This is a genomic window from Arthrobacter sp. SO3 (genome assembly GCF_020532825.1).
Lineage (GTDB): Bacteria > Actinomycetota > Actinomycetes > Actinomycetales > Micrococcaceae > Arthrobacter.
The window spans coordinates 47,330-68,271 of record NZ_MQTS01000244.1 but is presented as its reverse complement, the minus strand read 5'-3'; the positions used below and the strand labels follow the sequence as shown (position 1 = coordinate 68,271).

The 20,942-nt window shown below is 67.8% G+C and carries 20 protein-coding genes; 11 read left to right on the top strand and 9 right to left on the bottom strand.

The window, feature by feature from the left end; all coding sequences use genetic code 11:
- The first annotated feature begins 9 nt into the window (after window positions 1-9).
- The 4 genes from BJQ90_RS21365 to BJQ90_RS21350 all read left to right on the top strand — a co-directional run bounded on the left by BJQ90_RS21365 (window position 10) and on the right by BJQ90_RS21350 (window position 2,940).
- Window positions 10-1,236, top strand: a complete 1,227-nt coding sequence (locus BJQ90_RS21365) for a phosphoglycerate kinase (protein WP_226762183.1) — start codon at window positions 10-12, stop codon at window positions 1,234-1,236.
- Window positions 1,237-1,316: 80 nt separating this feature from the next.
- The gene (gene tpiA, locus BJQ90_RS21360; protein WP_226762182.1) at window positions 1,317-2,132 is read left to right on the top strand and encodes a triose-phosphate isomerase; all 816 of its coding nucleotides are present in this window, start codon (window positions 1,317-1,319) and stop codon (window positions 2,130-2,132) included.
- Window positions 2,133-2,181: 49 nt separating this feature from the next.
- Window positions 2,182-2,439, top strand: a complete 258-nt coding sequence (secG, locus tag BJQ90_RS21355; RefSeq protein ID WP_226762181.1) for a preprotein translocase subunit SecG — start codon at window positions 2,182-2,184, stop codon at window positions 2,437-2,439.
- 120 nt (window positions 2,440-2,559) lie between these two features.
- Window positions 2,560-2,940 carry an RNA polymerase-binding protein RbpA gene (locus BJQ90_RS21350; protein ID WP_226762180.1) on the top strand — a complete coding sequence of 127 codons (381 nt, stop codon included), beginning with the start codon at window positions 2,560-2,562 and terminating at the stop codon, window positions 2,938-2,940.
- A gap of 36 nt (window positions 2,941-2,976) precedes the next feature.
- On the opposite strand, the gene pgl is transcribed toward BJQ90_RS21350, so the two are convergent.
- The 6 genes from pgl to tkt form a co-directional block, all read right to left on the bottom strand.
- On the bottom strand, window positions 2,977-3,783 hold the full coding sequence (gene pgl / locus BJQ90_RS21345) for a 6-phosphogluconolactonase (RefSeq protein WP_226762179.1): 807 nt from the start codon (window positions 3,781-3,783) through the stop codon (window positions 2,977-2,979).
- Window positions 3,773-4,714 (bottom strand): glucose-6-phosphate dehydrogenase assembly protein OpcA, encoded by a 942-nt coding sequence (locus tag BJQ90_RS21340; RefSeq protein WP_226762178.1) that lies wholly within the window; start codon window positions 4,712-4,714, stop codon window positions 3,773-3,775. The genes pgl and BJQ90_RS21340 overlap by 11 nt, the downstream gene beginning before the upstream one ends.
- On the bottom strand, window positions 4,711-6,273 hold the full coding sequence (gene zwf, locus BJQ90_RS21335) for a glucose-6-phosphate dehydrogenase (RefSeq protein WP_226762177.1): 1,563 nt from the start codon (window positions 6,271-6,273) through the stop codon (window positions 4,711-4,713). Before zwf ends, BJQ90_RS21340 begins: the two co-directional genes overlap by 4 nt.
- 15 nt (window positions 6,274-6,288) lie before the next feature.
- Window positions 6,289-7,923, bottom strand: a complete 1,635-nt coding sequence (locus tag BJQ90_RS21330) for a glucose-6-phosphate isomerase (protein ID WP_226762176.1) — start codon at window positions 7,921-7,923, stop codon at window positions 6,289-6,291.
- Between the two features lie 5 nt (window positions 7,924-7,928).
- Entirely contained in the window at window positions 7,929-9,044 is a 1,116-nt protein-coding gene (gene tal / locus BJQ90_RS21325) for a transaldolase (RefSeq protein WP_226762175.1), read from the bottom strand.
- A 71-nt stretch (window positions 9,045-9,115) separates the two neighbouring features.
- Window positions 9,116-11,233 (bottom strand): transketolase, encoded by a 2,118-nt coding sequence (gene tkt, locus BJQ90_RS21320; RefSeq protein ID WP_226762174.1) that lies wholly within the window; start codon window positions 11,231-11,233, stop codon window positions 9,116-9,118.
- 530 nt (window positions 11,234-11,763) lie between these two features.
- Here tkt and BJQ90_RS21315 point away from each other — a divergent pair.
- A complete protein-coding gene (locus BJQ90_RS21315; RefSeq protein WP_226762173.1) occupies window positions 11,764-12,726 on the top strand; it encodes a heme o synthase in 963 nt (320 codons plus the stop codon).
- A 116-nt stretch (window positions 12,727-12,842) separates the two neighbouring features.
- Here the strand turns inward: BJQ90_RS21315 and BJQ90_RS21310 are convergent, their stop codons facing one another.
- From BJQ90_RS21310 to BJQ90_RS21300, 3 genes are read right to left on the bottom strand one after another with little or no spacing between them, the layout of a single operon-like run.
- Window positions 12,843-13,787 (bottom strand): COX15/CtaA family protein, encoded by a 945-nt coding sequence (locus BJQ90_RS21310; RefSeq protein ID WP_226762172.1) that lies wholly within the window; start codon window positions 13,785-13,787, stop codon window positions 12,843-12,845.
- 7 nt (window positions 13,788-13,794) lie between these two features.
- Complete coding sequence (locus BJQ90_RS21305; protein ID WP_226762171.1) at window positions 13,795-14,604, bottom strand: ABC transporter permease; 810 nt, start codon at window positions 14,602-14,604, stop codon at window positions 13,795-13,797.
- Entirely contained in the window at window positions 14,601-15,569 is a 969-nt protein-coding gene (locus BJQ90_RS21300; protein WP_226762170.1) for an ABC transporter ATP-binding protein, read from the bottom strand. The genes BJQ90_RS21305 and BJQ90_RS21300 overlap by 4 nt, the downstream gene beginning before the upstream one ends.
- 148 nt (window positions 15,570-15,717) lie before the next feature.
- Between BJQ90_RS21300 and BJQ90_RS21295 the strand changes: the two genes are divergently transcribed.
- The 6 genes from BJQ90_RS21295 to BJQ90_RS21270 all read left to right on the top strand — a co-directional run.
- Window positions 15,718-16,590, top strand: coding sequence for a helix-turn-helix transcriptional regulator (locus tag BJQ90_RS21295; protein ID WP_226762169.1), 873 nt, complete (start codon window positions 15,718-15,720; stop codon window positions 16,588-16,590).
- On the top strand, window positions 16,590-18,053 hold the full coding sequence (gene sufB / locus BJQ90_RS21290; protein ID WP_226762168.1) for a Fe-S cluster assembly protein SufB: 1,464 nt from the start codon (window positions 16,590-16,592) through the stop codon (window positions 18,051-18,053). Before BJQ90_RS21295 ends, sufB begins: the two co-directional genes overlap by 1 nt.
- Window positions 18,053-19,339: a Fe-S cluster assembly protein SufD gene (sufD, locus tag BJQ90_RS21285; protein WP_226762167.1), complete on the top strand. Its 1,287-nt coding sequence runs from the start codon at window positions 18,053-18,055 to the stop codon at window positions 19,337-19,339. Before sufB ends, sufD begins: the two co-directional genes overlap by 1 nt.
- A gap of 31 nt (window positions 19,340-19,370) precedes the next feature.
- Window positions 19,371-19,730, top strand: a complete 360-nt coding sequence (locus BJQ90_RS21280; protein WP_226762166.1) for a non-heme iron oxygenase ferredoxin subunit — start codon at window positions 19,371-19,373, stop codon at window positions 19,728-19,730.
- Window positions 19,731-19,829: 99 nt separating this feature from the next.
- Complete coding sequence (sufC, locus tag BJQ90_RS21275; protein ID WP_160665959.1) at window positions 19,830-20,627, top strand: Fe-S cluster assembly ATPase SufC; 798 nt, start codon at window positions 19,830-19,832, stop codon at window positions 20,625-20,627.
- Between the two features lie 13 nt (window positions 20,628-20,640).
- Window positions 20,641-20,942, top strand: a 302-nt coding sequence (locus BJQ90_RS21270) for a metal-sulfur cluster assembly factor (RefSeq protein WP_226762165.1), incomplete at its 3' end; no start/stop codon positions are given.

The window sequence follows — 20,942 nt, the reverse complement described above, 5'->3', positions numbered from 1 at the left end:
GTAAGACTCATGACATTCCACACCCTCGACGAACTGATCGCTGATGGTGTCCGCGGGCGGTACGTTCTGGTCAGAAGTGACCTGAACGTGCCGCTCGACGGCTCTACAGTGACTGACGACGGCCGCATCAAGGCCTCCCTTCCAGTGCTGGCGAAGCTCTCGGACGCCGGTGCCCGTGTGCTGGTCACGGCACACCTCGGCCGCCCCAAGGGCGCCCCGGAGGAGAAGTACTCACTCAAGCCCGCCGCGGCCCGGCTGGCGGAGCTCGCCCCGTTCAAGGTCTCCCTCGCGGCAGACACTGTCGGCGACGCCGCCAAGGCATCGGCCGCCTCGCTGCAGGACGGGGAAGCCCTCGTCCTGGAGAATGTGCGCTTCGACGCCCGCGAAACCTCAAAGGACGACGCGGAGCGCGGGGCGTTCGCTGATGAACTGGTGGCCCTCACGGGATCCAACGGCGCCTTCGTGGACGACGCGTTCGGTGCCGTGCACCGCAAGCATGCGTCCGTCTACGACGTCGCCACCCGGCTGCCGTCCTACCAGGGCGACCTGGTGCGCACCGAGGTCGAGGTGCTGCGCAAGCTCACCACCGACACGCAGCGCCCCTACGTCGTTGTGCTCGGCGGTTCCAAGGTCTCGGACAAACTCGCCGTAATCGACAACCTCATCGGCAAGGCGGACACCATCCTGGTCGGCGGTGGCATGTTGTTCACCTTCCTCGCCGCCGCGGGCCACAAGGTGGCCGGCAGCCTGCTGGAAGCGGACCAGATCCCCGTCGTGCAGGAGTACCTCAAACGCGCAGCGGACGCCGGGACGGAATTTGTGGTTCCCACCGACGTTGTGGTGGCCAGCAGGTTCGCCGCCGACGCCGGGCATGAAACGGTGCGCGCCGACGCGATTGAAGAAAGCAGCTTCGGCGCCCAGGGCATCGGCCTGGACATCGGCCCGGAATCGGCGGCCTCCTTCGCGGAACGGATCAAGGGCGCCCGGACGGTGTTCTGGAATGGGCCCATGGGTGTGTTCGAGTTCCCGGCCTTCGCCGCCGGCACCCGGGCCATCGCCCAGGCGCTGACCGAGACCGGTGCATTCACCGTGGTCGGTGGCGGCGACTCCGCCGCCGCGGTCCGGACCCTCGGCTTCGCCGATGACCAGTTCGGGCACATTTCCACCGGCGGCGGCGCCAGCCTCGAGTACCTTGAAGGCAAGGAACTCCCCGGCCTGAGCATTCTGGACCGCTAGACCAGCCAGCCGGCAGGGCGCCTGTCCCAGGACGGGCGCCCTGCCGGCTGTTCCACTGCTAAGAACATTTTGGAGACCACGTGACTACGTCAACCAACGGCAAATTCGACCGCACGCCCTTCATTGCAGGCAACTGGAAGATGAACATGGACCATGTCCAGGGCATCACCCTCCTGCAGAAACTCGCCTGGACCCTGTCCGACGCCAAGCACGACTACAGCCGCGTGGAGGTCTCCGTCTTCCCGCCGTTCACCGACCTCCGCGGTGTCCAGACGCTGGTCCAGGGCGATGAACTCAAGGTCGTCTACGGCGGCCAGGATCTCTCCCCGTTCGACTCCGGCGCGTACACCGGGGACATCTCCGGCCAGTTCCTCGCCAAGCTCGGCTGCAGCTACGTCCTCGTCGGCCACAGTGAACGCCGCACCCTCCACCACGAATCCGACGAGGTGCTGAACGCCAAGACCAAGGCAGCCTTCCGGCACGACATCACCCCCGTGCTTTGCGTCGGCGAAGGACTGGAAATCCGGCAGGCCGGGACGCACGTCGACCACACGCTGGCGCAGCTGCGCGCCGGAGTCGAGGGCCTCACCCCCGAGCAGGCCGCTGAGCTCGTCGTCGCCTATGAGCCGGTCTGGGCCATCGGAACCGGCGAGGTCGCCGGACCGGGTGACGCCCAGGAAATGTGCGCCGCCCTCCGCGCCGAGCTCGCCACCCTCTTCGGGTCGGACACCGCGGCCAGGACCCGGCTGCTGTACGGCGGCTCGGTCAAGGCCAACAATGCCGCCTCAATCCTCAACGAACGCGACGTGGACGGATTGCTGGTCGGTGGTGCCAGCCTGGATGCCGCCGAGTTTGCTAATATTGTCAGGTTCGAGAGTCACCTGCTGACGGATTAGTCCGGACACAATCGTGGCCCCCGCAATCCAAATCTTCTGAAAGGCCGTCGTGGACGTTCTTCATGTCATTCTGCAGGTTCTCCTGGGTATCACCAGCCTCCTGCTGACCTTGCTCATCCTGCTCCACAAGGGACGCGGCGGCGGTCTGTCCGACATGTTCGGCGGCGGCATGAGCTCCGGTCTCAGCTCCTCGGGCGTGGCCGAGCGGAACCTGAACCGCTTCACAGTCATCCTCGGGGTCACCTGGGGCGTCGTCATCATCGGCCTTGGCCTGATCATGCGTTTCAGCGGCGGCGGCGACTCCTAAGACAGCTGCCGAAAAACTTCATAAGGGGTCCTTATGGCCCTCCCCGGCATCGGGAACTGCGAACTACACTTTGGCTGATTGCAATGCGCATTCCGCCCGCTGAGTAGCCAGGAGTTCCCGATGCTGCATTCCGCCTCCGGATTCCGGGGCATCCGAGTAGGAGCCACCGAAGGGGCCACGCCCCGGCACGAACCGCTTGACGGCACCGCTGCCCGCACACCCCGCATCCGCGTCAGCTACCGGTGCGCCAAAGGCCACGAGACGCCCCTGGTCTTCGCCCAGTTGCCCGACGACCAGATCCCCGGCGTTTGGGACTGCCGCCGCTGCGGCGGAACGGCCACCCGGGACGAGGCACAGTTCGCGCTTGAGGACGTCCCGGTGGAAGGCTACAAAAGCCACCTGGAGTACGTTAAAGAGCGGCGCTCCAGCCAGGACGCCGAAGACGTGCTGGCCGGAGCGCTCGAAAGACTGCGGGCAAACCGGATCCTTCCGGAGGAATAGCCGCAAGGGGCAGTGCACCGGACCGGCCGCCCCGGGCTAGCTCTTGCGGACCAGCTGCTGCGGAACCCGGGAAGCCGCGTTCTCGTCGATCAGCCAGAGCGTTTCCATCCGGCCCCGCGGACCGGCCGCCGGCACCTGCACCGGGTTGGCGCCCGCGAGGGCCAGCCCCACGGCGCCGGCCTTGTCCTCGCCGGCGACGACCATCCAGATCTCCGACGCCGTGTTGATGGCAGGCAGGGTCAGCGAAATGCGCTCCGGCGGCGGCTTGGGGGAGTTGCGGACCCCCACCACGAGGAGTTCCTTCTCGCGGATGCCGGCCTGTTCCGGGAAGAGCGACGCGACATGCGCGTCCGGTCCCACACCGAGCAGGACGATGTCGAAGCGGGGGAGGCGCGCCGGGTGTTCGGGCCGGTCATCGGACATGTCCGCGGCGTGTTCCGCGGCAGCTGCCTCGCTGAGCCGGCGGGCGTAGTCGGCGGCCGCCTCCTCGGGGGAACCGAAGTCTCCGGTGGCCCCCGGCACGTGGATCCGTGCCGGGTCCGCGTTGATGTGCGCGAGCAGCGCCTCCTGGGCCTGGACGGCATTGCGCTCGGGATCCCGGGCCGCGACGAAGCGTTCGTCCCCCCACCAGAAATTGACCTTGGACCAGTCGACGGCGCCGGACGCCGGCGACTCGGCCACGGCCTTGAGCGAGCCGATGCCCATCGATCCCCCGGTAAGCACCACCGTCGCCTCACCGTACTTGTCCTGGATGTCCACCAGTTTGGTGATCAGGCGGGCCGCGATGGCGGCCATGAGGACGGACGAGTCGGGATGGATGCTTACTCTGGGGTCAGCGCTCACTGGGACGGACACTCCTTAGATTGGTACGTGGCAGTCCAATAGTAATCACTTCACCGAACACTTCATCCGGGTCGAGGCGGCGCAGTTCTTCGGCGAGGCAGTCCTTCAGGCTCCGGCGCGGCAGGGAGATCCGCTGCACCGGCTGCCCGGGCTGGCTCAGTTCCGCCACGGTCAGGCCCGGCCGGAACAGCTGGACGTCGCCCGCGGTGCGGGTCAGGCGCACACGCCGGATCCCGGTGCCGGCCGGGTCCGCGACAATCGTCACCGGGGCGTCGAGGGCCAGGGTCAGCCACGCCGCCAGCAGGATGGTGCTGGGGGAGTCCGACGCGCCTTCGACGGCGACGGCCGTCACCGGTGAACCGTCCACCTGGTCCAGGACCGCGGCGAGCTGGATCCGCCAGTTGGTCAGGCGGGTCCAGGCCAGGTCCGTGTCCCCGGCCTTGTAGGTGCGGCGGATGTTGTCCAGCGCGCGTTGCGGATCGGACTCGTTGGCCGAGTCGGTGATCCGGCGGTGAGCGATCCGGCCGATGGACGTCTCGCAGGCGCTCTTCGGGGCGCCGTGCGGCCACCAGGCCACAATCGGCGCATCGGGCAGCAGCAGCGCCGCGACGAGGGATTCACTTTCCTCCGCCAGTTCGCCGTAACCGCGCAGCAGGATGACCTCGGAGGCTCCGGCGTCGCCGCCCACCCGGATCTGCGCATCAAGCCGGGTCGGGGCCTTGGCGCCGGCGTCGGCGAGGACGATGATCCGGCAGGGGTGCTCCCGGCTGGCCTCGTTGGCGGCCTCGATGGCCTCCTCTTCCAGCCCGGACTTGGTGACGACCACGAGGGTCAGCACCCGGCCCAGGGCAATCACGCCGCCCTGCTCGCGCAGGGCCATGATCTTCTTGGAAATCTTGGAGGTGGTGGTGTCGGGTAGATCTACGATCATGGCCTTCTCCAGGTTCGTCCGTCACGGGCAAGGAGCTCGTCGGCGGAGGCAGGTCCCCAGCTTCCGGGGGCATAGGGTTCGGGCTGTTCGTCCAGGGACGCCCAGTAGTCCTCGAACGGGTCGAGGATCTTCCAGGACAGCTCAACTTCGGCGTGGCGGGGGAACAGCGGCGGCTCGCCGAGGAGCACATCGAGGATGAGCCGTTCGTAGGCCTCCGGGCTGGATTCCGTGAATGAGTGGCCGTAGCCGAAGTCCATCGTGACGTCGCGGACTTCCATCTGCGTGCCGGGAACCTTGGAACCGAACCGTATGGTGGCGCCCTCGTCGGGCTGGACCCGGATCACCACGGCGTTCTGGCCGAAGTCGTCCTCGCCATGGTCCGTGAAGAGCAGGTTGGGCGCGCGTTTGAGCACCACCGCGATCTCCGTCACCCGGCGGCCCAGCCGCTTGCCGGCGCGCAGGTAGAACGGCACCCCGGACCAGCGCCGGGTGTGGATGTCCACCCGGATCGCGGCAAACGTCTCGGTCTTGGAGTCGGTCGGGATACCCTCCTCTTCCAGGTATCCCACGACCTTCTCGCCGCCCTGCCAGCCGCCGGTGAACTGCCCGCGCGCCGAGTGGGTGGACAGGTCCTCGGGTAGCCGGACGGCGGCCAGGACCTTTTCCTTCTCGGCGCGGAGGTCATCGGCGTTGAAGGAAATCGGCTCCTCCATCGCGGTCAGGGCCAGCAGCTGCAGCAGATGGTTCTGGATGACGTCGCGGGCCGCGCCGACGCCGTCGTAGTATCCCGCCCGGCCGCCGGTGCCGATGTCCTCGGCCATGGTGATCTGGACGTGGTCCACGTAGTTCGCGTTCCAGAGCGGCTCAAAGAGCTGGTTGGCGAAGCGCAGCGCCAGGATGTTCTGCACCGTCTCCTTGCCCAGGTAGTGGTCGATCCGGAAGACCGCGTCCGGCGGGAACACCGACTCCACAATGTCGTTGAGCTGCCGGGCCGACTCGAGATCGTGGCCGAACGGCTTCTCGATCACGACGCGGCGCCACTTGTCACCCTCGGCCTGGGCCAGTCCGTGCTTGGAGAGCTGCCGGCAGACCAGTTCAAAGGCCTTCGGCGGGATGGAGAGGTAGAACGCATGGTTGCCGCGCGTTCCGCGCTGCTCATCGAGTTCGTCGATGGTTTCGGACAGCCGCTTGAAGGCGTCGTCGTCGTCGAACTCGCCCTGCACGAAGCGGACGCCCTGCGCGAGCTGCTCCCACACCGTCTCATCGAACGGTGTCCGGGCGTAGGCCTTGACCGCGGCCTTCACCTCGGCGGCGAAGTCCTCGTTCTCCCAGTTCCGCCGGGCAAAACCCACCAGGGCGAAGCTCGGCGGCAACAGCCCGCGGTTGGCCAGGTCGTACACGGCCGGCATGAGTTTCTTGCGGGCGAGGTCCCCCGTGACCCCGAACAGGACCAGCGACGACGGCCCCGCAATACGGTTCAGGCGCCGGTCCCGCGGGTCCCGGAGCGGATTGCGCCCCCGGCCCGCGGACGTCCGGCCGCTGTTGTATTTATCTGGCATGGTTGCTTGGGTGCCTTAGCTTTCGGAGGAGGGGACTGCCTGGCCGGCCAGTGTGGAGATGATCTCCTGGAGCTGCCTGACGCCGGCGGCGCGGTCCGTGAGGTGCAGCCGGAGGACCGGGCGGCCGTGGTCGGAGAGGACCTGCGCGTCGCCGGCGGCCTGGGCCGTGATGAGTTCGCCGAAGCTGAACGGACGGTCCGGGATGGCCAGGTCGGTGGCGGCCGCGGCTGTCACCTGCAGGAAAACACCGATTGCGGGTCCGCCCTTGTGGAACTGGCCGGTGGAGTGCAGGAAGCGCGGGCCCCAGCCGAAGGTCACGGGACGGCCGCTGAGCGCTGCCAGCTGGTCCCGGACACCCTCGAACGGTGCGTAGGCGAGCCGGTCGAAGTAGGCCTGGACACTCAGGTAGCTGTCCGGGCGCAGTTCGCCCAGCAGGGCGCTGACAGCCCCGGCCGCCGTGGTGGCACCGGTCAGCCATTCCCCGCCGCGGACCTCGATGGCGCCGTCGGTGAACGCGGCCGGCGTCGGTTCCGGCTGCGCGTCGAGCAGGCCGCGGGCGGCCACCTTGGCGGCTTCGACGTCGGGCTGGTCATAGGGGTTGATTCCGAGCAGCCGGCCGGCCACGGCGGTGGCAAACTCCCACGTCATCATCTGGGTGGGCAGTCCGCCGGCGATCGCGACCTCGTTTTCGCCGAGTTCGACGTCGGCGTCCGCCGCGACGAGGCGGATGACCAGGACGTCGGGAGCGCCGAGGGTGGCCTCCGGGGAGGAGGGCCCGGCGACAACCGGCAGCACGCCGGTGCCGAGCTTGCCGGTGGACTCGGCGATGAGCTGTTCGGCCCAGTCCGCGAAGCCCTTGATGCCGGAGCCGTCCTCGGCGATGACGATCTTGTTGCGCAGCGGGCTGGTGCCGCCCAGCGCCGCACCGAGGGCGAGGCCGATGTTCTCCTCGCCGTCCTCGTTGAGGACCTCGGCGGCTTCCTCCGCTTCGTCCAGGAACGCCTGGATGTCCACGCCGGCCAGGCCGCAGGGCACCATCCCGAACGCGGTGAGCGCCGAGTAGCGTCCGCCGACGTGGGGGTCGGCGTTGAACACGGCGCGGTACCCGGCCTCGCGCGAGGCCTTGTCCAGCGGGGACCCCGGATCGGTGACGATGATGATCCGGCTCTTCGCGTCGATCCCGGCCTCGGTGAAGGCGTGCTCGAAGATCCGGCGCTGGGAATCGGTCTCCAGGGTGGAGCCGGACTTGGAGGACACCACGATGGCGGTTTCGGCCAGCCGGTCCGCGACGGCGGCGGCGACCTGCTCCGGGTCGGTGCTGTCCAGCACTGTCAGCTCGACGCCGGCCGTTCCGGCGATGACCTCGGGTGCCAGCGAGGAGCCGCCCATGCCGCACAGGACAATCCGGCTGACGCCCTCGGCGCGCAGCGCGCCGCGGAGTGCCAGGATGTCCGTGACCAGCGGCTGGGAGACGGTGGCCGCCTCGACCCAGCCGAGCCGGACGGAAGCCTCGGCCTCGGCGTCGGGACCCCACAGCGTGGCGTCCTTGGCGAAGATCCGGGTGGCGACCTTGTCTGCCAGCAGGGCGGGCAAGTGCTGGTCGTGGGCCAGGCGGGCGGCGCCGGTGGCGTCGTAGCTGAGAGTGGTCATGGGGACTAGGCGTCCTTCCGTGCGGCGGAGAGGGCAACCTCGACGTCGGCGAGGAGTTCCTTCCAGCTGGCCACGAACTTGTCGAGGCCCTCGGATTCGAGGACGGCGACGACCTCGTTGTAGGAGATGCCGAGGGCATCCAGGGCATTCAGCGTGGCGTTGGCGTCGTCGTAGCTGCGGCTGATCGTGTTGCCCGTGACGGTGCCGTGGTCGAACGTGGCGTCGAGCGTCTTTTCCGGCATGGTGTTCACGACGCCGGGGGCGACGAGTTCGGTGACGTAGAGGGTGTCCGGGTAGGCGGGGTCCTTGACGCCGGTGGAGGCCCAGAGCGGACGCTGCGGGAGGGCGCCGGCATCGGCCAGAAGGGCCCAGCGTTCGGTGGAGAAGAGTTCCTCGTAGACCTGGTAGGCCAGGCGGGCGTTCGCCACACCGGCTTTGCCCTTGAGGGCGCGGGCCTCGTCGGTGCCGATCGCGTCGAGGCGCTTGTCGATTTCGGAGTCCACGCGGGAGACGAAGAAGGACGCGACCGAGTGGATCCGGGAGAGGTCGTGGCCGTTGTCCTTGGCCTGCTCCAGGCCGGACTGGAAGGCGTTGATGACGGCGCGGTAGCGCTCGAGCGAGAAGATCAGCGTGACGTTGACGCTGATGCCGGCCGCGAGGGTGGCGGTGATGGCTTCAAGGCCCTCGAGGGTGGCGGGGATCTTGATCAGGACGTTGTCCTTGTTGACCTGGGCGTAGAGTTCCTTGGCCTCGGTGATCGTGCCGGCGGTGTCCCAGGCCAGGCGGGGGTCAACCTCGATCGAGACGCGCCCGTCGACTCCGCTGGTGGCTGCTGCCACCGGGGCGAAGAGGTCGCAGGCGTCGGCGACGTCGGTGGTGGTGATCGCGAAGACTGTCTCCTCGACGCTGGCGCCGGCGGCGGCCTTGGCGGCGATGATGGCGTCGTAGTCGTGGCCGGTGGTGATGGCTGCGTGGAAGATGGACGGGTTGGTGGTGACACCGACGACGTTCTTCTCCTCGATCAGCTTGCGCAGGGTGCCGGTGTCGAGGCGGCCGCGGGAGAGGTCATCGAGCCAGATGGAGACACCGGCATCGGACAGCTGTTGCGTGGGGGTGGTCATGTGTGACTCCTGAAGTCTGGGGCCGCCGCCGCGATTCTGGGGCGGCGGCCCGGTTAAGCGAGGGGTGGGGGTCAGGCCGGGAGGCCTGCGAGGGATTCCTTGGCCGCGGCGGCCACTGCCTCCGCGGTGATGCCGAATTCCTGGAACAGGCGCTTGTAATCCGCCGAGGCGCCGAAGTGCTCAAGGCTGATGGAACGGCCGGCGTCGCCGACGAATTCGCGCCAGCCCAGGGCAAGTCCGGCTTCGACGGACACCCGTGCCTTCACGGCCGCCGGGAGCACCGCTTCGCGGTAGGCGGGGTCCTGCTTGTTGAACCACTCCACGCACGGCATGGAGACGACGCGGGTGGGAATGCCGTCGGCCTGCAGCGCCTCGCGGGCCTGCACGGCCAGCTGGACCTCCGAGCCGGTGCCGATCAGAATGACCTGCGCCGTGGCGGTCTGGCCGTCCCGGGAGGCTTCGGCCAGGACGTACCCGCCCTTGGCGACGCCGGCGGTGGAACCGAAGGTGTCGGCCTCCGCGTCGGACGTTCCGCGGGCGTAGGTGGGGATGTTCTGGCGGGTCAGTACGATGCCGGCGGGGTTGGCGTGGTTTTCGAGCATGACCTTCCAGGCGGCCGCGACCTCGTTCGCATCTCCCGGGCGGACCACGTCCAGGCCCGGGATCGCGCGGAGGGCGGCGAGCTGCTCCACCGGCTGGTGGGTCGGGCCGTCTTCGCCGAGGCCGATCGAGTCGTGGGTCCAGACGTACAGCGACGGGACGCCCATGAGGGCGCCGAGGCGGATCGCCGGGCGCTGGTAGTCACTGAAGATCAGGAAGGTGCCGGAGAACGCGCGGGTGCGGCCGTGCAGGGCAATGCCGTTGACGATCGACGCGGCGGCGTGCTCGCGGATGCCGAAGTGCAGCACCCGGCCGTAGGGGTTGCCCTTCCAGGCGTCCGTGGAGCGGGAGACCGGGATGAACGAGGGCGAGCCCTCGATCGTGGTGTTGTTGGACTCGGCGAGGTCGGCGGAACCGCCCCAGAGCTCCGGCATGACCGGGCCGATCGCGTTCAGGACCTTGCCGGACGCGGCGCGGGTCGAGACGTCCTTGCCGGCTTCGAATACCGGCAGGGCGGCGTCGAGTTCGGCGGGGAGCTTGCGGGCCTCGATGCGCTCCAGCAGGGCCGCACCCCCGGGGTTGGCCGACTGCCAGGCCTCGAAGGTCTCCTGCCAGGCGGTGCGGGCGGCCGCGCCGCGGTCCACGGCTTCCCGGGTGTGGGCCAGGACGTCGTCGTCGACCTGGAAGGAACGCTCCGGGTCGAATCCGAGGACCTTCTTCAGGGCCGCGACTTCCTCGGCGCCCAGGGCGGAGCCGTGGATCTTGCCGGTGTTCTGCTTCTTGGGGGCCGGGTAGCCGATGATGGTGCGCAGCGAGATGATGGAGGGCTTGCCCGTCTCGGCCTTGGCGGCCAGCAGGGCGGCGTGCAGTTCGGCCACGTCCTCCTTGTACTCGCCGGTCCGGGTCCAGTCCACGCGCTGGGTGTGCCAGCCGTAGGCCTCGTAGCGGGCCAGGACATCCTCGGTGAACGCGATGTCGGTGTCGTCCTCGATCGAGATGTGGTTCTCGTCGTAGATCACCACGAGGTTGCCGAGCTCCTGGTGCCCGGCGAGCGAGGACGCCTCGGACGTCACGCCTTCCTGGAGGTCGCCGTCGGAGGCAATGACCCAGATGGTGTGGTCGAACGGGCTGGCGCCCTCGGCGGCGTCGGCGTTGAACAGCCCGCGCATCCGGCGCTGGGAGTACGCGAACCCGACCGCGGAGGCCAGGCCCTGGCCCAGCGGGCCGGTGGTGATTTCCACGCCGGCGGTGTGCTTGTACTCCGGGTGCCCCGGGGTCAGCGAACCCCAGGTCCGCAGCGCCTCCAGGTCCTTCAGTTCCAGGCCGTAGCCGGAGAGAAACAGCTGGATGTACAGCGTCAGGGAGGTGTGGCCGGGGGAGAGGACGAACCGGTCCCGTCCCAGCCAGTCGGGGTTCTTCGGGTCGTGCCGCATCAGCTTCTGGAAGAGAAGGTAAGCGGCCGGAGCCAGGCTCATCGCGGTGCCGGGGTGGCCGTTACCGACCTTCTCCACAGCATCGGCGGCGAGCACCCGGACCGTGTCCACGGCGCGCTGGTCCAAGCTGGTCCATGACAGTTCTTGCTCTTCCAAATGTGGCACGAAAACCGGGCCCCTCTCTGTGCTGACGGCGGGTGGTATGGCCAGTCCCGTCCGGGGCACAGTTCGGTGCCCGCTGCGGTACGTACCAGCCGTTCACCATCGAAACGTTGATCTAGCATTCAGTCGCGTGTGCAAATGCACGTCTGCAGTCACTGCAGGCAGATACCGCAGACAACCGGACGGCCGTTTTGGCCGTGGCCCGTGCGCGCTGATCTGCAGACAGCTTAGCCCCATTCCACCGGCCGGGTGCGGTATATCTCACCAAATGGACCGGTTTTGTCGCTTATATGAATCACCGGCGCCCGCGGCCGCGGTGAAGCCGCGTTAACCTTTTCGAATCATGCGCGCCCGGCGGCCACATCCGCCGGCGAATCCGCCGGACCGTTGCGCCTGTGCCTGCGCGGTATGATGGGTCGTGGCTACCAACGGGGGCGGGGACACGCCTGTGCGCTGCGCGCGGACCCCCCGAGATGCACCCCGCGTTGCGGAACCAGCCGGACTGAACAGCCAGACAGAACAGAGTGACTGCCACCGTGAGCACAACAGATACGCCGCTGAACGCTTCCCCCACCCGCGGAAGCATCGGCTTCGCCCGCAAAGCCAAGGCCTATCTGGCGCTCACGAAACCCCGCGTCATCGAACTCCTGCTGGTGAGCACCCTGCCGACCATGATCTACGCGGAACGCGGCTTCCCCTCGATCGGCCTGATCCTGGCAACCCTCGTGGGCGGCGCCTTTGCCGCCGGCAGCGCGGGCGCCTTCAACTGCTACATCGACCGCGACATCGACAAGCTCATGCACCGCACCGAGAACCGGCCCCTCGTCACCGGCGAGGTCACACCCCGCGAGGCGCTGATCTTCTCCTGGCTCCTCGGCGCGGCAGCGATCGCGATCCTGTGGTTCGGGGCCAACCCGCTCGCGGCGTGGCTGGGCGTCGGCGCGATTGTCTTCTACGTGGTCATCTACACCATGATCCTCAAGCGCCGCACGGCGCAGAACATCGTCTGGGGCGGGGCGGCCGGCTGCTTCCCCGTGCTGATTGCCTGGGCCGCGGTGACCAACACGGTTCAGTGGCCCGCCATCGTGCTCTTTATGATCATCTTCCTGTGGACCCCGCCGCACTACTGGCCGCTGTCCATGCGCTACGGCGAGGACTACCGCAACGCCAATGTGCCCATGCTCGGCGCGATCGCCGGGGCCAAGGTGGTCTCCGTCCAGGTGGTCCTGTACGCGTGGGCCATGGTGGCCTGCTCGCTGCTGCTGGTTCCGGCCGGCGGCGCCGGCTGGGTCTACACCGTGACAGCAGTGCTCGCCGGTGCGTGGTTCCTCTACGAATCGCATGCGCTGTACAGCCGGGCGCAGGCCGGCGATGTGTCCAACAAGGGCGCCATGAAGGTCTTCCACGGCTCGATCAGCTACCTGACCCTGCTCTTCATCGCCCTGGCCATCGACCCGTTCGTCGGCTCCGCCATCATGGCCGGTTAGGCACCACCCCCTCCCACCTCCAGCAACGCATTCATACAGCAACGCGGGGTCACTTACGGTCCATCCAGAGCTTCCGGATGGGCGGTAAGTGACCCCGCGTTGTTTGTGGGGGCGGGCTACTTGACCGGGCTGCTGCGGGCCAGATCGGCGGCGTTGGTGGCCGCGCTCATCAGCAGCGCCGCCGCCAGCATGTGCGCCGCGACCAGGAGCGCCGGGATGCCGTTGTAGTACTGCGTGAAGCCGATGACGGCCTGCAGTACCGTAACGCCCAGGAGCATGAGGACGGCGGTGCGGAACGGGCCCGGAATCCGGCCGCGGATAACGAGGTACACGGCGAGCAGCGCCCCGGCCGTCACCAGGTACGCCGGCACCGCGTGGATGTGCGCGAACAGATCCCAGTCCAGGTCGTTGCGCGGGGCATCGGCGTCACCCGCGTGGGGGCCGGCGCCGGTGACGACGACACCCAGGCAGACCGCCACGGCGGAGAACAGCGCGACGGCGCTCATCAACGGGCGCGCGATGCCCGGCAGGGGGGCAAGTTCAGCCACCCGGAATTTCCCTGCCCGGCCGAAGGCACGGTTGACCAGCAGGGTGGCCAGGACCACAAGGGCCATCGAGACCAGGAAGTGCAGGCCCACCACCCAGGGGTTCAGCTGGGTCAGCACGGTGATGCCGCCGATGACGGCCTGCGCCGGGATGCTGGCGAGCAGGCCGAGGGCCAGCAGGAAGAGGTCGCGGCGCTCCTTGCGGAGGTTCCACAGGTACACCAGCATCGCGACGGCGACGGCGGCCAGCGCGAAGGTCAGCAGGCGGTTGCCGAATTCAATGATGCCGTGGATCCCCATTTCCGGGGTGTTCACCAGGGACGAGTCCGTGCAGCGGGGCCAGGTGGGGCAGCCCAGGCCGGAGGCGGTGAGGCGGACGGCGCCGCCGGTGACGATCAGGAGGGTCTGTCCGATCAGGGACAGGACCGCCAGCCGCTTCACCGTCTTGTTGACGGTGACGGGCAGCCAGGCGACGTTCCGGGAAACGGTCCGGGGAGGGCGGGAGTCCGTGCTCACAGTTTTCTCAATTCCATTTGAACCAACGGGTTGCTGCGCCGCCGGCGATCGCCGTCCAGAGCAGCAGGACAAGAACCGGGCCGGGGCTGACGCTGCCGGCCAGGAAAGCTTCCCTTAGGGCCTGCCCCAGGGCGCCGGAGGGGAGTAAGTGCACGATCGCCTGCAGCAGGGCGGGCAGCCGTTCGGCCGGGATCACGATCCCGCCGAGGGCGCCCAGCAGGATCCACAGCAGGTTGGTGATCGCGAGGGTCGCTTCCGGGCGGACGGTGCCCGCGACGAGCAGGCCCAGTGCGGTGAAGGCCGCGGCGCCGAGGACCAGCAGGGCCAGCCCCGGTGCCCAGCCCAGCGGATCCGGCTGCCAGCCCAGAACCAGGGCAACGGCCGTGACCACCAGCACCTGCAGGGCCAGCACGGCGAGGACCGCGAGGATCTTCCCGGCGATCAGCCCGGTGCGGCCCAGCGGCGTGGTGGACAGGAAGCGCAGGACGCCGTAGCGGCGGTCAAAACCGGTGGAGATGCCTTGGCCGGTGAACGCGGTGGACATGGCACACAGCGCCAGGATGCCCGGCACGGCGACATTGATCCGGCTGGCACCGAACCCGTCCAGCAGGGGCATCACCGTCAGTCCCACCATGGCCAGCAGCGGCAGCACAATCGCCAGGATCAGCTGTTCGCCGTTGCGGAGCATGGTGATGGTCTCGTACTTGCCCTGGAGCACGATGCGCCGCAGCAGCGGTGCCGGTGCGCTGCCGAGGGGGCGGCCCTGCCGGCCGCTGCCGGGCAGCGTGTTACCCAGGGCGGCACTGTGGCGGGTCATCGGATCTCCCTTCCGGAGATGTCGAGGAAGACGTCCTCAAGACTGCGGGCTTCAAGGCTCAGCGAGCGGGGCATGATTCCCCGGGCGGCCCACCACGCGGTGATCGCCGCGAGGTCAGCGGCGGTCAGCGCGCCGGTGGCGGCGTAGCTGCCGGCCCGGGCTTCGGTGACGTCGACGCCGTCGGGCAGCACCCCGGTGAAGTCCAGGCCGGGTTCGGTCTCGAACAGCAGGGTGCGGATGTGCTGTTCCCCGGCGTCCGGCGGCAGGGGGTGCTGCAGGAGCTGCGCGACCGTCCCCTCGGCGACATTGCGGCCGGCGTCGATGATGTACACGTAGTCGGCGAGGCGCTGGGCGTCATCCATCAGGTGCGTGGTGAGGATGATCCCCATCCCGCGGTTCCGCAGTTCGGAGATGAGCTCGAACACGAGTTGGCGCGACTGCGGGTCCAGTCCGGCGCTCGGCTCGTCCAGGAAGAGCACCTCGGGGTTGCCCACGAGGGCGGCCGCCAGCGCGAGCCGCTGCTTCTGCCCGCCGGAGAGCCGCCGCACGGAGGTCCGGCTGAAGCTGTCGATGCCGAGGCGTTCGATGAGCTCCCCGACCGGCCAGGGGTCCGCGTACATGCCGGCAATGTGCTTGAGCAGGGGGATGGGCCGGGCCGACGGCGGCAGCCCGCCATCCTGCAGCATCACCCCGACGCGGGCGCGCAGTGCTGCCCCGGCGGTGTCCGGGTCCTCGCCCAGCAGGCTGATGCTGCCGTGGGTGCGTTTCTGCAGTCCCTGGGCGCATTCGATGGTGGTGGTCTTGCCGGCGCCGTTGGCTCCGAGCAGGGCCGTAACCTGGCCGGGTTCGGCGACGAGGGAAAGCCCGCTGACCACCCGCAGCATTTTGCCGTCGAGGGTGGGCAGTGGACCAACATCCTTGACTAGCCCGCTGATGGACAGGACGGGGGATTCGGGAGATCGCACCACAGCATTCTACGGGAAGTAGTACGTCCCGATCCGGCCGGCGGCCGACGGCGGCCCGGGGGCTGTCCGCGGCGGCCCCGCCCACCGGGTAACGGGGGATAGCCATGCCTTACTGGATCGGGGGACTAAATTACGACATCATTGTGTTGTGTATTCCATGAGACCCTCCATTTCTGTCGCCCTTGCCGGGCGCGGTCGCTCACGCGCGGCGTCTGACGCCGTGTCCGGGCCGGCGGGATCCGTTGCAGCCCAGGCGGCAACCGCGTTCCCGGCAGCCGACGCCGAGGAGCGCACCCGGGACCGCGTGCTGAACGCGGTGCTGGAACACGGTCCCATCAGCGCCGCGGAACTCGGCGATCTGCTGGGCTTCACGCCGGCCGCCGTCCGCCGCCACCTGGACCACCTTTCCCGTAACGGGGTCATCGAGGTCAAGCGGGCAGCCCGTGCCGGCGCCGGCGCAGGGCGTCCCGCCCGCCGTTATGTCCTCAGTTCCCAGGGCCAGTCCAGCCTCGGAAACGACTACCTGGACATCGCCACCCTCGCGCTGCAGCGCCTCGGTGAAATCGCCGGCCCCGAAGCCGTGCGGCAGTTCGCCGTCGAACGCTTCGGCGCGATGGAACGCCGCTACGCGCCGGAGATCGACGCCGCCGGCCCGGATATCACCGCCCGGGCGCAGGCGCTGTCGGAGGCGCTGAGCCGGGACGGCTTCGTGGCCTCCACGGCGTCGATCGAAGCCAGGGCGCCCCTGCCGGCGGCGCTCTCCAGCGTCCAGCTCTGCCAGGGACACTGCCCCATCCAGCAGCTCGCCGCGCAGTTCCCGGTGTTCTGCGACGTCGAGACGGACGTGTTCTCCCGGCTCGTCGGCGTCGACGTCCGCCGGCTCTCCACGCTGGCACGCGGCGGCCATGTCTGCACCACCCACATACCTACAGGCCGTCCGGCGGCCAGGGGGCCTCACAGCCCCGCAACCACCCCGGGCAACCTGGACGAAGTATCCAACCATCTGCAAGAAAGGCCGTGATGACGGACCAACTATCAGAGAAGAAGGTTGCTGAATCCACTGTGATCTCGGAGATTCTGGAAAAGAATCCCGAGCTCCACGGAATCGGAACCTATGAGTACGGCTGGTCCGACAAGAACGACGTCGGCGCCAACGCCCGCCGTGGCATCAACGAGGACGTCGTCCGCGACATTTCGGCGAAGAAGAGCGAGCCGGAATGGATGCTGGACCTGCGCCTCAAGGGCCTGAAGTACTTCGACCGCAAGCCCATGCCGACCTGGGGCGCTGACCTCTCCGGCATCGACTTCGACAACATCAAGTACTTCGTGCGGTCCACCGAAAAGCAGGCCAACACCTGGGAAGACCTCCCCGAGGACATCCGGAACACCTACGAGAAGCTGGGCATCCCGGAAGCCGAGCGCAGCCGCCTCGTCTCCGGTGTCGCGGCCCAGTACGAGTCCGAGGTTGTCTACCACCAGATCCGCGAGGACCTGGAACAGCAGGGCGTCATCTTCCTGGACACGGACACCGCGCTGCGCGAGCACCCGGAGATCTTCCAGGAGTACTTCGGCACCATCATCCCGGTGGGCGATAACAAGTTCGCTTCGCTGAACACGGCCGTGTGGTCCGGCGGCTCCTTCGTGTACGTGCCCAAGGGCGTCCACGTCGACATCCCGCTGCAGGCCTACTTCCGCATCAACACGGAAAACATGGGCCAGTTCGAGCGCACGCTGATCATCGCGGACGAGGACTCCTACGTCCACTACATCGAAGGCTGCACCGCACCGATCTACACCTCGGACTCGCTGCACTCGGCCGTGGTGGAAATCGTCGTGAAGAAGGGCGCCCGCGTCCGCTACACGACCATCCAGAACTGGTCCACCAACGTGTACAACCTGGTCACCAAGCGCGCCATCTGCGAAGAAAACGCGACGATGGAGTGGATCGATGGGAACATCGGCTCCAAGGTCACCATGAAGTACCCGGCCGTCTACCTCGTCGGCGAGGGCGCCAAGGGCGAGACCCTGTCCATCGCGTTCGCGGGCGAAGGCCAGCACCAGGACACCGGCTCCAAGATGGTCCACATCGCGCCGAACACCAAGAGCTCGATCGTGTCCAAGTCCGTGGCCCGCGGCGGCGGCCGTGCCGCCTACCGCGGCCTGGTCCAGGTCCGTGAAGGCGCCAAGCACTCCGCCAACACGGTCCGCTGTGACGCGCTCCTGGTGGACACCATCAGCCGCTCGGACACCTACCCGTACATCGACATCCGCGAGGATGACGTCACGATGGGGCACGAGGCCACGGTCTCGCGCGTCAGCGAAGAGCAGCTGTTCTACCTGATGTCCCGCGGCATGCGCGAAGACGAGGCCATGGCAATGATCGTGCGCGGCTTCATCGAGCCGATTGCCCGTGAGCTGCCGATGGAATACGCCCTCGAGCTGAACCGACTGATTGAACTGCAGATGGAAGGATCGGTCGGTTAATGACTGACATCACTACTGAAAAGGCCCGCATCGGCGCGCCCTCCGCCCAGCCGTTCATCAACGGCTTCACGGAGGAAGGCGAAAGCCTTTCACCGGTCAATGCCGCGGCGTCCAAGTCCCCGCTGGCCGGCGAGGCCGTGAAGCGGCACTCGCACGGCGGCGGCGTCGGCATCCCGGACAGCTCACGCGCCGGGCGCCTGACGTCCTACAAGCTGGCGGACTTCAAGCCGCTGACCGGCATGGAGGAGGACTGGCGGTTCACGCCGCTCAAGCGCCTCCGCGGCCTGCACACCGAGGTCCTCAACGGCGCCGCCCCGTCCGTGAGCGTCACTGCTCCGGACAGCGTCACCGTGGAGACCGTCGGCCGTGACGACCGCCGGATCGGCTCGGCCGCCATCCCCGAAGACCGCGTCTCCGCGAACGCCTGGGAGAACTTCACCGAGGCCACCGTCATTACGGTCCCGGCCGAGGTCCAGGTCGACGGCGAGGTCAGCGTCCTGCTGACCGGCCGGGGCACCGAAGCCTCCGCACAGCATGTTGTGATCGTCGCGGAGAAGTTCTCCAAGTCCGTTGTGGTCCTGGACCACCAGGGCACCGCCGTTGTGGCGGAAAACATCGAGATCCTCGTGGAGGACGGCGCGCAGCTGACCGTCATCTCGCTCCAGGAATGGAACGACGACGCCGTGCACGCCTCCTCGCAGCAGGCCAAGCTGGGCCGCGACGCCAAGTTCAAGCACATTGTCGTCAGCCTAGGCGGCGACCTCGTGCGCGTCACCCCGTCGGCACGCTTCACCGGCCCGGGCGCCGAAGTGGAAATGTTCGGGCTGTACTTCGCCGACGCCGGCCAGCACCTGGAGCAGCGCCTCTTCGTGGACCACTCGGTCGCCAACTGCAAGTCCAACGTCCTGTACAAGGGCGCCCTGCAGGGCCGCAACGCGCACACCGTCTGGGTGGGCGACGTTCTGATCCGCAAGGAAGCAGAAGGCACCGACACGTACGAGGCCAACCGCAACCTGGTCCTCACCGACGGCGCCCGCGCGGACTCCGTGCCTAACCTGGAAATCGAGACCGGCCTGATCGCCGGAGCCGGCCACGCCAGCGCCACCGGGCGCTTCGATGACCAGCACCTGTTCTACCTGATGGCCCGCGGCATTCCGGAAGAGGTGGCCCGCCGTCTGGTGGTCCGCGGCTTCCTGAACGAGATCATCCAGCAGATCAAGGTCCCGGCCATCGAAGAGCGCCTCACGGCCGCCGTCGAACGCGAACTCGCGGCAACGAACCACTAGTGCGCAGCACCAGAGAACACGGAAACCACCAATGACTGAACAGCCAAAGGGCGAGCTGGTCTGCAAAGCCAGCGAAATCCAGCTCAAGCAGGCGCTGCGGATCCTGATCGACGACTACCCCGTCGCGATCGTCAAGGACTCGATGGGCGAAATCCACGCCATCGGCGACACCTGCTCGCACGCGGACATCTCCCTCTCCGAAGGAGAGGTGGAAGGCTGCAAGATCGAGTGCTGGGGCCACGGGTCCCAGTTCGACCTGCGCAGCGGCGAGCCGCTGCAACTGCCCGCCTATGACCCTGTTCCCGTCTTTGCGGTGACCGTCCTGGATGACGAGGTCTACGTGGACTTCACCAACGTCCTGAACGGCGCCGAGGCTCCGAACTTCAGCTGACTGCGCAGGCACCACAGCAGCCAGCGGCCAGTCTTAGAAAACTTATCGACCAGAAACCGCACCGTGCCGGAGGGCACGGTGCAGAGGAGAACAAGACACATGTCTACTCTTGAGATCAAGGACCTGCACGTCAGCATTGACACCGAGCAGGGCACCAAGGAAATCCTGAAGGGCGTCAGCCTGACCATCAGGACGGGCGAGACGCACGCCATCATGGGACCGAACGGTTCCGGCAAGTCCACCCTGGCGTCCACCATCGCCGGGCACCCCCGCTACAACGTCACCTCCGGCACCATTACCCTCGACGGCGAGGACGTCCTCGCGATGACCGTCGACGAGCGTGCCCGCGCCGGCCTGTTCCTCGCCATGCAGTACCCCGTCGAGGTTCCCGGCGTCAGCATGACGAACTTCCTGCGGACCGCCAAGACGGCCATCGACGGCGAAGCACCCAAGCTGCGCACGTGGACCAAGGACGTCAAGGCCGCCATGGCCCAGCTGCGCATCGACGCCGACTTCACCCAGCGCAACGTCAACGAGGGTTTCTCCGGCGGCGAGAAGAAGCGCGTCGAGATCCTCCAGCTGGAGCTCTTCAAGCCGAAGTTCGCCATCCTGGACGAGACCGACTCCGGCCTCGACGTCGACGCACTCAAGGTTGTCTCCGAGGGCGTCAACCGCGCCCACGCCGAAGGCAACATGGGCACCCTGCTCATCACCCACTACACCCGGATCCTGCGCTACATCAAGCCGGAGTTCGTCCACGTGTTCGTTGATGGCCAGGTTGTTGAAGAAGGCGGCCCGGAGCTCGCGGACCGTCTCGAAGAAGAAGGCTACGACCGCTACGCCACCGGCGCCGGGGCAGCCACCATCGCTGCAGCTTCCGCCGCAGCACAGGCCTAGTTAGGACTTCACCATGACCGAACTCAATGTGGCCCGCACGGGCCTCGAGGATGTCGAAGAGGCACTCAAGGATGTGATCGACCCCGAACTGGGCGTGAACATCGTTGACCTGGGGCTGCTCTACGGGCTGAAGTACTCAGACGAGGACGGCGCCCTGCTGATCGACATGACGCTCACCACGGCCGCCTGCCCGCTCACCGATGTGATCGAGGAGCAGGTCGGCAAAGCCCTGGACGGGGTCGTCGACGAATGGCGCCTCAACTGGGTGTGGATGCCGCCGTGGGGCCCGGAACGGATTACCGAGGACGGCCGCGA